This window comes from Lysobacter sp. FW306-1B-D06B (assembly GCF_038446665.1).
Taxonomy (GTDB): domain Bacteria; phylum Pseudomonadota; class Gammaproteobacteria; order Xanthomonadales; family Xanthomonadaceae; genus Lysobacter_J.
Genome location: NZ_CP151802.1, coordinates 2,990,908 through 3,002,600, shown reverse-complemented (window position 1 = coordinate 3,002,600; position 11,693 = coordinate 2,990,908). Strand labels below are relative to the sequence as shown.

Here is an 11,693-nt window from a genome sequence, read left to right as displayed (position 1 = left end):
CGTGGATTCCGGAGTTTTCCGCATGCGAGCAGTTCGTTTCATGGGGGCCGTGCTGGCGCTCGCGCTGGTCTCGACGACCGCGCTGGCCGGCGCGCGCGACGACCTCAACACGTTCACCAAGGGCCTGAAGGGCCTGAGCGGCCAGTTCACCCAGCAGGTCTTCGATCAGCAGGGCAAGCTCAAGGAAAGCTCCGTCGGCAACCTCGCGCTGTCCGCGCCGAGGCTGTTCCGCTGGGAGTACGTCAAGCCGTTTCCGCAGCTGATCGTCGCCGACGGCAAGAAGGTCTGGGTGTTCGATCCGGACCTGCAGCAGGCCACGGTGCGTCCGCAGGGCGTGGAGGAGCAGAACAGCCCGCTGGCTGCGCTGATCGATCCGGCCAAGCTGGACGCGCAGTTCGTGGTCAAGGAACTGGGCATGGACCAGGGCCTGGAATGGCTGTCGCTGGCGCCCAAGCGCGAGTCCGAGGCCGCCTTCCGCAGCGCGCGCCTGGGCTTCGGCCAGAGCGGCCTGGTGAAGATGCACGTGGTCGACAACCTGGGCCAGCGCACCGAGATCGAGTTCACCGCCTGGAAGCGCAATCCCGCCTTCGCGGGCGACACCTTCCGCTACACGCCGCCCAAGGGCGTGGACGTGATCGGCGGCGAATAAGCCGATCCCCCGCACCGGGATGCGAAAGGCCTGCTTCGGCAGGCATTTTCGTTTCCATGAGGGCACGGGCCGGATTCGCCGGCTGCCGGAGCCTGGCGTGTCCCTGCGACCTTCATTGCTGTGGTTCGGCCTGTGCCTGCTGTCGCTGCCGGCTGCCTCGAACGAACCCATCGCCACCGCGCCCGCCGCGACGCAGGCCCTTCCGCCGGCGCGCGCCCTGGACCGCACGGCGATGGAGAAGGCGATCGCCGGAACCGTGGTCGCCGGGCTGGCGGAGCGCTTCGGCGGCCGCGCGGTGGAGGTGAAGTTCGGCGATCTGTCGGTGGAGCCGCTCGACGCGCGTCAACGCCTCATTCGCGGCGAAGGCGGGTTGCGATTCCCGGGCGAGACGGGCTGGATCGGATTCCGCTTCGTCAGCCGCTACGACGACTTTCTAGGCCAGGCCGGCTGGCCGGAACTGGAGGTCGGCGTCGGAGGTGACGGGCGCGCCATTCCCAACGACAGCCTCGCACTGCGGCAACTGGAAGACCGCATGGCCGACACGCTGCAGCGCGAGATGGGGATCGCATCGGTGCGCATGCAACTGGACCGCGTGGAAACGATCGAGATGGCCGGGCATTACCTCGGCATGGACGCGCGCGGACTGGCCGACTTCGGCCGCGACGGCAGCAGCGATGTGCGCATCCGCGCGCTGTACGACCGGCGCGACGGACAGTGGTTGCAGATGGATTACCAGCTCGGCCCCGATGCGCCCATGGTGGCGGGCGTGGGCGCGCCCTGATCCTCGCTGCGCTGGCCCTCACCCCTCTCCCGCAAGCGGGAGAGGGCTCAGCCGATCCCTTCTCCCGCCTGCGGGTGCCGGCAGGCGGATGAGGGCGACGCGCCGCAACGTCGAATGCCCCGTGCGAACGCTGGAGCGCATCCGCCGACCGCCAGGTTGGTATCGTGTGCGCAGATATTCCGCGAGACCGCCCGTGGCCCGGCGCACGAGTTCGACTTCCTCCCTCTCCGACGACCTGCTGCAGGTGGACCGCAGCGGCATGCAGCCGCTGGCCGAGCGCATGCGCCCTCGCACGCTGGACGACATGGTCGGGCAGCGGCGCTTGCTGTCGCCGCGCTCGGCGCTGCGTCGCGCGATCGAATCCGGGCGCGTGCATTCGATGATCCTGTGGGGGCCGCCGGGCTGCGGCAAGACCACCCTCGCGCTGCTGCTGGCCAAGTACGCCGACGCGGACTTCCGCGCGATTTCCGCCGTGCTCTCCGGCCTGCCCGAGGTGCGCCAGGTGCTGGCCGAAGCGGCGCAACGTTTCGCCGAAGGGCACCACACCGTGCTGTTCGTCGACGAGGTGCACCGCTTCAACAAGGCGCAGCAGGATGCCTTCCTGCCGCATATCGAACGCGGCACGATCCTGTTCGTCGGCGCCACCACCGAGAACCCGTCCTTCGAACTCAACTCCGCGTTGCTCTCACGTTGCCGCGTGCACGTGATGGAAGCGGTCTCCGCCGACGACATCCGCCTCGCGCTGCGTCAGGCGTTGGAGGACGAGGAACGCGGACTGGGCGGTCGCGGGCTGATCGTCAGCGACGAAGCGCTCGGCGAGATCGCGCACGCGGCCGACGGCGACGTGCGCCGCGCGCTCACGCTGCTGGAAATCGCGGCGGAACTGGCCGAAGGCGAGGGCGGTGAGATCACCGCCGCCACGCTCGCGCAGGTGCTGGCCGACCGCACGCGCCGCTTCGACAAAGGCGGCGAGCAGTTCTACGACCAGATTTCCGCGCTGCACAAGTCGGTGCGCAGTTCCAATCCCGATGCCGCGCTGTACTGGTTCGCGCGCATGCTCGATGGCGGCTGCGATCGCGCGTACCTCGCGCGACGTCTCACGCGCATGGCGGTGGAAGACATCGGATTGGCCGATCCGCGCGCGATGCCGATGGCGCTGGAAGCATGGGACACGTTCGAGCGACTCGGCAGCCCCGAAGGCGAGCTCGCGCTCGCGCAGGTCGTCGTGTATCTGGCGAGCACCGCGAAGTCGAACGCGGTGTACGCCGCGTACAACGCCGCGCGTGCCGACGTGCAGGCGTACGGGACACAGGAGGTTCCGCTGCACCTGCGCAACGCGCCCACGCGGCTGATGAAGCAGCTGGGCTACGCGAAGGGCTATCAGTACGACCACGACGCGGAAGGCGGCATCGCGCTAGGGCAGACTGGCTTTCCTGATGCGATGGGCGAACGCGTGTACTACGAGCCCGTCGAGCGCGGCCTGGAGATCAAGCTCAAGGAGAAACTCGATCGCCTGCGCGCGCTTCGCGATGCTGCCCGACGTGACGGGGATGTGAGCGGTGGAGCGTGACGAACCCGAGCATTATCCGCGTGTTGCCGCCCCGCAACGTCAGTCGCGTCTGAACTCATTGACGTAAGGCACTGACGGAAAAAGCGCGGCGCGCCCCTGAAGTACCCGTGTAATGTCCCGCGTTGCGACAGTGAAACGCGAAGATGAATGCCGCGCGCCTCGTGCGCACCGTCGCCGCATCAATGGCTTGCACGTCTATTCGCGTCGCCAGCGCATGTGGATGCGCAAAGTGCCATTCCAGTTTTGCAACGCCTCGGGCGCTTTGCTGCGTCCGTTCGCCTGCGCCGTCGATGGAGGTGGCTTGGTTCAGCGCGCTTAGGCCGCTGGATCAAGGCCTTGGCGTGCCTGAACGACAGTTGGCACCGCCCATGCGTGTAGTTCCTTGCGTCGTTCACGCGCGCCTCCCCCGGGCGCCACTCGACGTACCGTAAAGGAGAACAAAAATGCGCATTCGTACCAGCTTGATGGCAACGGCAGTGCTCCTCGCCCTTGGTCTCGGCGGCCAAGCGATGGCACAACAGACGAACGGTGACGGCGGTGACGGTGACGATGTATTCACCGCCGCCGACAACTCCGATAACAGCACCACTACCGAAAGTGGCGACAACCGCGGCAACGACGGCGACGCAAGCGCCGACGCCGGCTCAGCCGCAGCACACAGCGGTGGCACCGCCACCAACACCTATACCGACTCTTCGACCTTCAGCAAGACTTCCAGCCACATCACCGCGCTGACCAAGCTGGAAGGCTCGGTCTCCGACGTGGCGACCTATGGCATCGGCAACATCGCCACCAACAACGGCGGTGCGAACGGTGGTCACGGTGGCAAGGGCGGCGCAGGGTACGGCGGCGGCGGCTGGGGCGGTGAAGGCAACGGCGGCGGCGGCGGCGACGGCGGTGACGGCGGCAACGGCGGCAACGGCGGCAGCGGCGGCAGCGGCGGTTCGGCCGAGAACGGCAGCGCGACCTCTGGTGACGCGAGCATCGGCGATGCGACCGCAGGACGCGGCGGCCGTGGCGGCGACGTTTATGACGTCTACAGCGGCCGTGGCGGCGATGCCGACAACGACAGCGGCGATGCTGGCGGCGCAAGCCTGGCCGGCTCGGCTTCGGGCTCCGGCTCGCTGGCCGGCGGCAGCGATGGCGGCGGCGGTGGCGGCGCAGGCGGTAACGACGGCGGTGGCGGCGGTGGCGGCAACGATGCCGGCAACGACGGCACGGGCGGCGCAGGCGGCGCAGGCGGCACCGGTACCGGTGGCGCGGGCGGTGCAGGCGGTGCGCCGAGCTCGACCTCGAGCTCGACCTCGACCGCAACCTCCGGCGCAGGCACCGGCACGTCCGGCGCGACCGCGGGTGACGGCGGCGCGAGCGGCACCGTGACCGCAAGTGCGGGCGGCGGCGGCGCCGGTGGCGCAGCCACCAACGGCGATGCGGACGCCAGTGCGACCAACGGCTCGGCCACTGCCGGTAACGGCGCGGCCGGTGCGGGCGGCGCGGTCGGTGCAGCCGGCGGTGCCGGCGGCGGCGGCGGTGACGGCAATGGAGGCGTGGGCAACGGTGGCGTCGGCAACGGCGCGACTGGCGGTGCGGGTGGTGCCGGTGGCACCAACACGGCCGATGCAGGCACGTTCAACATGTCGTCGACGATGACCGGTACGGCAAGTGGCGCGGCAGGCATCACCGTCGCGGCGCAGAACAGTGGCTTCTCCTCGCTGATCCAGCAGGGTGTCACTGTCCAGGCCAACCTGTCCGTAGGCCCGTAACGCGCTCCTCACGACGTGCCGGGGACCCTCGGGCCTCCGGTACGTTGTCGCGCAAACGTGTTCCCGCCGGCGGCGATCGCCGGCGGGACATCACGCAAGACGCGGAGCGATCGGGCAAGGAGCATGACGATGCAACGCAAACGTTCCATCGCATTGAGCGGACTGGTGGCTGTCCTCGCGTGCCTTGCGTCAGGCATGGCCTGCGCACAGCAGGCACCCGAGGTGGTGGTCCAACCCGTCATCGAAGTAACTCCGGCCGTGATCGACGCAACACCGCAGGACGCGGTGTTCGGCTCGGCCGTCGATCCAGGCGCGCTGGCCGACATGCGCGGCGGCGCGGAGATCGTCGACAACGACATCCTCGTCAACGGACGCGTCGAAGACGCGATCGCCGTCGACGTGCTTTCCGGCAGCAACTCGGTTGCCGGTTCGTTCGACAGCGCCAGCGGCATCAACACGGTGATCCAGAACACCGGCGCGAACGTGCTGATCCAGAACGCGATGATCGTGAACGTGAAGTTCGCGGAAGCGGGCCCATGAGCCTGCGGCCACTCCGGCGCCGGGCTTGGCTGACGGCATCGGCGTGGATCCTCATTTCCGGCCTGGTGCAGGCCGGGACCGTGGATGTGCGCGCGCCACCGGGCGGCAACTACGCCCTGAAAGTGACGAGCCTGAAGGAGGCGCGCTTCAAGACCACCATCCCGCAGCAGTACGACTTCAGCTGCGGCTCTGCTGCGACCGCGACGCTGCTGACCTACCAGTACGGCCACGCGGTCACGGAGCAGGAAGTGTTCCTGCACATGTACCAGACCGGCGACCAGGCGAAGATCCGCCAACGCGGATTCTCGCTGCTGGACATGCGCCGCTACCTGCGGTCACTGGGTTTCGAGGCCGATGGCTTCGAGCAGCCGCTGGACAAACTCATCCAGGAAGGGCTGCCGGCGATCGTGCTGCTCAACGACCGTGGCTACCGCCATTTCGTGGTGGTGAAAGGCTACAAGAACGGGCGCGTGCTGCTCGGCGATCCCGCGCGTGGCACGCGTGCGATGCCGCGCTCGCGCTTCGAGAAACTGTGGGACAACCGCATCCTGTTCGTGGTGCACAACCGTCGCGACCTGGCGCAATTCAACATGCCGCGCGACTGGCGCACGGCGCCGCCTGCACCGCTGGATGCGGGCATCGCGCGCGACAGCCTCTACAACATCGTGACGCCCCGGCGTGGCCCGGGCGACATCTGAAGGAGGGGGAACCATGGACTCGCCTTCGCTGAAATTCCTCATCGTCGCGACGCTGATGACGTGCGCGCCCGCGCTGGCCGCGCCGCCGCAGACGGCGAACGTGCTGGGGCCGGAGTGGGTGGCGATCGACCCCGCATTGCTCGACGACATGCGCGGCGGCTTCATGACCGGCGACGGCACGGCGCTGTCGTTCGGTATCGAGCGCGCCGTATACGTCAACGGCGAACTGATGGCGACCACGCGCGTGCAGATTCCCGACGTGGGCCGCATGACCACCGAGCAGGCGCAGCAGCTTGAACGCTTCAACCGCGGCATGGTCGTGCAGGTGGGCGGCGGCAACACGTTCGAGCAGGCCGGCAACCTCAATGGCGTGCTGATCCAGAACACGCTCGACGGCCAGGACATCCGCGCGCTCACCACCGTGAACGTCGGCGTGGACACGCTCGGCGCATTCCAGGATCTGAACACCCAGACGGCGCTGCAGAACGCGATGGTGACCGCCACCGCGCCCTGATGTCGCGCCGGATTGCGTTGTAACCGGATGAACCCTCCCCCGGTCACACCAGAAGGACGCCGCATGAGAAGGACGCAATTGCCCCGCCGCCTGATGCTCGTTCCATGCCTGTGGCTCGCCGCCGCCGCGGCGGCCCAGGCGCAGGACCAGTGGCAGGGACTGGGGCCGGCCCGGCCGGCCACGCAGCCTCAGGTGGGCGGGGTTCCTTCGGCGACACCGCCCGCGACGGTCGCGCCCGCCGCGCCCGCCGCGCCCGCCGCGCCCGCCGCAGCGCAGACGTCGCTCGACGATCTGCAGCGTGAGATCAACGCCCAGACGCGCCGCCTGGAAGAACTCCGGCAGTCCGTCGCGCAACAGGAACAGGCGCTGGCGAACCTGCAGCGCGTGGTCGACGAGGAACGCCTGGCGACCGAACGCGGCGCCGGCGCAGCGCCGGGCACCGTCCTGCCTTCGCTCGCGCAGCAGACGCAGGCTCCCGCGGCCTCGCAGGCGCCGGTGGCGCAGGCGCAGCCGCAGCAGGCGCAACAACCGCAACAGCAACAACAGCAGCAGCGGCAACCAGTCGGGCAGGCGCCGGAATCGGCGACGCGCCCGCCGGAAGTGGCGCAGATCTTCGACCAGCCCGGCGTGCTCACGCCGGCGGGCCAGTTCATCCTCGAGCCCTCGCTGCAATACGGCTATTCCGCGAACGATCGTGTCGCCCTGGTCGGCTTCACCGTGATCCCGGCGATCCTGATCGGCCTGATCGACGTGCGCCAGGTGAAGACCACCTCGGGCGTGGCCACGATCACCGGCCGCATGGGCATCGGCGGGCGTTTCGAACTGGAAGCCAAGGTGCCTTACGTCTATCTCAACGGCGATACCGTCAGCCGCGAGATCTTCACCGGCAGCGCGCAGGACCGCGTGTTCAACGCGCACGGCGACGGCATGGGCGACATCGAGGCCACCGCGCGCTACCAGCTCAATCGCGGCGGTCCGGACAAGGCGTTCTACATCGGCTGGCTCCGCTACAAGAGCCGCACCGGCAAGGATCTGTTCGAAGTCACCACCGACTGCGTGCAACGCTGCATCCAGAACGCCACCGGCACGGGCCTGCCGCTGGAGCTGCCCACGGGCACGGGTTTCGAATCCCTCCAGCCCGGCGTGACCTGGTTGTATCCGTCCGATCCGGTCGTGTTCTTCGGCACCTTCAGCTACCTCTACAACTTCGAGCGCAGCAATGTGTCGCGCACCGTGCTCGGCCGCGAACAGGAATTCCTCGGCGATGTGCAGGCCGGCGACATCTGGGGCTTCAACCTCGGCCTGGGCCTGGCGCTCAACGAGAAGGCGTCCATCAGCCTGGGCTACGACACCAGCCTGATCGGCAAGACGAAGCAGAACGGCCGTGATTCGCCGGGCTCGGTGCGCATCACGCTGGGCACGCTGTTGCTGGGCGGCACGTACCGCTTCAGCGAACGCTGGTCGTTGAACGTGGCGTTGGGCGTGGGCGTCACGCGTGACACGCCGGACATGACGTTGACGGCGCGCGTGCCGATTTCGTTCTGACTCATCGACCCTGTCCGCAAGCTTCGGGCGTGCGGGTGGGGGCGCTCAACATGCGTTGCTGTATCGGCATGCGCATGCGTCCGCATCCGCCGCCAACTGCACCGTCATCCCGGCCTTCGCCGTGATGACGATTCGAGGGCACACGCGCAACGAAAGCTCCGCCTCCTGGCTCGAGCGACCTCGACCCCTTCACGCCTGTTTCACGGCCCTGAGTTCTATGTCGCCAGCACGCGGCGCGTGCGGTCGTGGCACGCGGCATCGGGTTCGCGTTCTCGTCTACCACCACGGAGTGAAGGCATATGAAGCACCTCGTCTCGAGCGCGGTCCTGCTGGTTGCGCTGGCCGGTTGCGCCAGCACACCCACCGTGCACACCGACTACGATCCGGGCACGCCGTTCTCCAGTTACCGCACCTACACCTGGTTGAAGAAGCCCGAAGGCCGTTCGCCGCTGGTGGAGCAGCGCGTCGTCGCCGCCATCGATGCCAAGCTGGCCGCGCACGGCTGGCAGCAGACCAGCGGCACCGACGCCGATGTCGGCATCGCCGCGCACGTCGCCACGCAGCAGCAACAAACGCTGGATACCTTCTACAGCGGTCCGGCCTGGGGCGGTTACGGTTGGGGCCGCTGGGGCGGCGGCGTCGGCATGGGCTCGGCGACCACGACCGTGCGCAACTACGAGGTCGGCACGCTCGTCGTGGACATGTTCGACATGAAGACCAAGCAGGCGATCTGGCGCGGCACGGCGTCGGGTACGGTGCCGGATTCGCCGGAGCAGGTGAACGCCAAGGCGCAGGCCGGCGTCGACAAGATGTTCGCCGACTTCCCGCCGGGCAGCGCGCCGGCGAAGTAACGCCTGCGCGATGACCGCATCGAAGGCCGGCGCGATGCCGGCCTTCGTGCGCCTGCGCCTCACGGCGCTTCGCGCAGGATGCGCAGCACTTCGGAGATCGCCTCCGGCTGCATGTGCACGTCGTGTCCAGCGTCGAGCACGCGTGTCGAGGCGGCGCCGGGCAGCAGCGCGCTTTCCAGCGGCACCACGCCGTCGCCGGGCGGAATCTGTCCGCGCTGCGATCCGGCGATGGTGTGGTATGCGATGCCCGGCACCGGCATCAGCGATTCGCCCGCCGCGCGCACCGGCTGCATGACCTGCAGCGTGCTGATGCTGTTCAGGCGTGCCTGCTGGTAGAACTCGAGCAGCTCGGGGCGCACGGCGTCGGGATCGGCATCGGCAACGCGCTTGAGTGCCTGCAGCTCCGGCGTGCGCCGGCCCACGAGCACGCGCGCGAGTCGGCCGAACCAGCTCGCCGCGCTCGGGCTGCCACGGTGCGGCGAGGCGATGAAGATGGCGCGCGTGACGCCGGGGTAGGGCGTGAAGCGGAACGTGTCGGCAACCGACGCCACATCGACCGCATCGGCCCGCACCCGCTGCGGTGGCACGGTGAAGGCCGCGTTCCACAGCACGTCCCCGGTGTCCACGCACAGCAATCGCGAGATCACGCCGCCGAGGCTGTGGCCGATCAGCACCGTTCCGTGGCGCGCATCGTCGTCGCCCTCGGGATCGAGCACGCTCCAGGCTTCGTCGAGGTATTCCTTCACGCGACGCCGCGCGACCAGCGTCGGTGCGTTGGTCTGATAGACGACATGCCACACCTGGAAACGCGCGCGCAGGTCCGCCTCGCCCCAGACCGCGTCGGAAAGCGGCGCCCAGGTCAACGGGCTGCTGCCCAGTCCGTGGATCATCACCAGCGGATGCTTGCGCGGATCGTAGTCCTCCAGCAGGTAAACACCGGCGCGTCGGCCGACCTCGTGCCCGCCGAGCAACCCCCACACCGCCAGACGCGGCAGCTTCGACGTGCCAGAACCCTGCGCGAATGCCGCCGAGGTGTCGTAGGCCAGCGGAATGCGTTGCGTGCCGACGGCCAACGTGGGCGACGCAAGCGCATTGGCGATCACCAGACGCGCGGGCGCATCGTGCGTGGCGGGTGCTTCGATCCATGCGGTGACATCGCGGAACACGCCTTCGGGTGGAAGCAGCTCGCAGATCGCGCGGTCGTCGCAGCGGCGCGAGATGGCCGACAGCGGCACGCCGAATCCCGGATGCTGCACGTGCGGGCCCACATGCGTGCGCAGCGGGATGTCGCGCGCGCGGGTGAGGGTGAGCGGTTCGATCAGGTAGGGCGACAGATCGCGGAATTCGACGTTCAGTTCGATACCGCCGATCTGCGTCGGGCCCTCGACCCACTCGCCGTGGCGCTCCTGCAGCAACTCACCGAGCAACGAATCGGTGCAGCGTGTGGCCAGCACGGCCGCGTCGCGTGTCGTGGTCGGGTCGTCCAGGGCGATCCATGCCGATGTCGCACAGTCCATCCAGGCCTGCCGCGCCCGCCGGTCGTCGTACTGCGCGGCAAGGCGGGCTTTGGTGCGGGCGGTCCCGAGCGGTGAAGCATCTTCCATGGCGCACGCCGCTGCGTCACACGCCTCGGGTGCGCGCATCCCGGGCGACACGGATGCGCACGAGACCAGGCACAGCGCGGCCAACAGCCCCGTGCTGCGCAAGCCGGCATGGACGGACGCGTAGTGCATGGCCGGGTCCCGGGGAAGGTGGCGCCTTCATAGCGCATGCGCCGGGCGCACGCACGTACCCGCGTGCGCGGTTGGGACGCAACAGCGCATTAGCCCAGCGTAGGCGGGGTGGCGCGTCGCGTCGCCTCGTCGAGCAGCCACGTGCGCACCGCGATCAGTTCCGGATCGGAATCGCGCGACTGCGGCCAAGCCAGATGGAAGTCGTGCCCGGGCAGTTCCGGGCCGAACGGCCGGTGCAGCAATCCGCCGGCCAGTTCATCGGCGACCAGCGCGAGATTGACCAGCGCCATGCCCTGGCCACCGATCGCCGCCTGGATGGCGTGGACTTCGTCGGAAAAATGCAATTGTCGCGGCACCTGCGCACGTCCGGCGTGCGCGAACCAGAGCGGCCAGTCGGGCGTCACCGCGTCACGCCGGAACCATTCGAAGCTGATCAGCGGGACGCGTTCGAGGTCGTCCACGCCGCGCACGCGCAGGCCCGGCGCGCACACCGGCGCAAAGCGTGAAGTGAGCAGTGACGCGCTCGTGAGATCCGGATATCGACCCGGACCGTAGCGGATCGCGAGCTGCGCGCCGCCGCCTTGAAGGTCGACAGGCGCGTCGCCCGTGTGCAGGTGCAAGGCGATGTCCGGCCGCAGGGCTGCGAACCTGGCCAAGCGCGGCAGCAGCCAGCGTGAGGCGAATGCCATCGTCGTGCTGAGCACGACGGAGCGGGGCCGTTCCTGCGGGTGCACGGTCTGCACGGCGCGCGCCATCGCATCGAAGCCATCGCGCAGTGCCGGGTACAGGCTTTGCCCGGCGGGTGTCAGGTCGACGCGACGGGTGCCGCGCACGAACAACGCCACGCCGAGCCGGTCTTCCAACTGCCGGACCTGATGGCTGATCGCCGTCGGGGTCAGCGACAGCTCTGCCGCGGCGTGCTTGAAGCTCAGAAGGCGGGCGGCGGCTTCGAAGGCGCGCAGGGCCGTGAGTGGCGGCAGGCGGCTGTCCATGGGTGAATTCATTGCATCCGTCGGGTGCGGAATGATCGTTTTACGCCGATACGTATG

General features: G+C 68.8%; 12 protein-coding genes. 10 read left to right on the top strand and 2 right to left on the bottom strand.

All coding sequences use genetic code 11. The annotated features are described in order from the left end of the window. Positions 1-22 precede the first annotated feature (22 nt). From lolA to AAFF32_RS13785, 9 genes are all read left to right on the top strand, one after another. The gene (gene lolA, locus AAFF32_RS13825; protein WP_216966485.1) at positions 23-649 is read left to right on the top strand and encodes an outer membrane lipoprotein chaperone LolA; all 627 of its coding nucleotides are present in this window, start codon (positions 23-25) and stop codon (positions 647-649) included. A gap of 97 nt (positions 650-746) precedes the next feature. Next, on the top strand, positions 747-1,430 hold the full coding sequence (locus AAFF32_RS13820; protein ID WP_216966482.1) for a hypothetical protein: 684 nt from the start codon (positions 747-749) through the stop codon (positions 1,428-1,430). Positions 1,431-1,689: 259 nt separating this feature from the next. Beyond that, a complete protein-coding gene (locus AAFF32_RS13815; RefSeq protein WP_342317279.1) occupies positions 1,690-3,000 on the top strand; it encodes a replication-associated recombination protein A in 1,311 nt (436 codons plus the stop codon). A gap of 509 nt (positions 3,001-3,509) precedes the next feature. Continuing rightward, positions 3,510-4,763, top strand: coding sequence for a hypothetical protein (locus AAFF32_RS13810; protein ID WP_216966480.1), 1,254 nt, complete (start codon positions 3,510-3,512; stop codon positions 4,761-4,763). A gap of 129 nt (positions 4,764-4,892) precedes the next feature. Further along, complete coding sequence (locus AAFF32_RS13805) at positions 4,893-5,303, top strand: hypothetical protein (protein WP_254201109.1); 411 nt, start codon at positions 4,893-4,895, stop codon at positions 5,301-5,303. Then, positions 5,300-6,001 carry a C39 family peptidase gene (locus AAFF32_RS13800; protein WP_216966477.1) on the top strand — a complete coding sequence of 234 codons (702 nt, stop codon included), beginning with the start codon at positions 5,300-5,302 and terminating at the stop codon, positions 5,999-6,001. Before AAFF32_RS13805 ends, AAFF32_RS13800 begins: the two co-directional genes overlap by 4 nt. A 13-nt stretch (positions 6,002-6,014) precedes the next feature. Continuing rightward, positions 6,015-6,515, top strand: coding sequence for a hypothetical protein (locus AAFF32_RS13795; protein ID WP_342315507.1), 501 nt, complete (start codon positions 6,015-6,017; stop codon positions 6,513-6,515). 63 nt (positions 6,516-6,578) lie between these two features. Further along, positions 6,579-8,060, top strand: a complete 1,482-nt coding sequence (locus AAFF32_RS13790; protein ID WP_342315506.1) for a transporter — start codon at positions 6,579-6,581, stop codon at positions 8,058-8,060. 299 nt (positions 8,061-8,359) lie between these two features. Beyond that, positions 8,360-8,911, top strand: coding sequence for a DUF4136 domain-containing protein (locus tag AAFF32_RS13785; RefSeq protein ID WP_216966474.1), 552 nt, complete (start codon positions 8,360-8,362; stop codon positions 8,909-8,911). 59 nt (positions 8,912-8,970) lie between these two features. On the opposite strand, the gene AAFF32_RS13780 is transcribed toward AAFF32_RS13785, so the two are convergent. Further along, on the bottom strand, positions 8,971-10,428 hold the full coding sequence (locus tag AAFF32_RS13780) for an alpha/beta hydrolase (RefSeq protein WP_342315505.1): 1,458 nt from the start codon (positions 10,426-10,428) through the stop codon (positions 8,971-8,973). An 85-nt stretch (positions 10,429-10,513) separates the two neighbouring features. Here AAFF32_RS13780 and AAFF32_RS13775 point away from each other — a divergent pair, with 85 nt between their 5' ends. Further along, entirely contained in the window at positions 10,514-10,639 is a 126-nt protein-coding gene (locus tag AAFF32_RS13775; RefSeq protein WP_342315504.1) for a hypothetical protein, read from the top strand. A gap of 94 nt (positions 10,640-10,733) precedes the next feature. Here AAFF32_RS13775 and AAFF32_RS13770 read toward each other — a convergent pair whose 3' ends face one another. Next, complete coding sequence (locus AAFF32_RS13770) at positions 10,734-11,636, bottom strand: LysR substrate-binding domain-containing protein (protein ID WP_342315503.1); 903 nt, start codon at positions 11,634-11,636, stop codon at positions 10,734-10,736. Positions 11,637-11,693 lie beyond the last annotated feature (57 nt).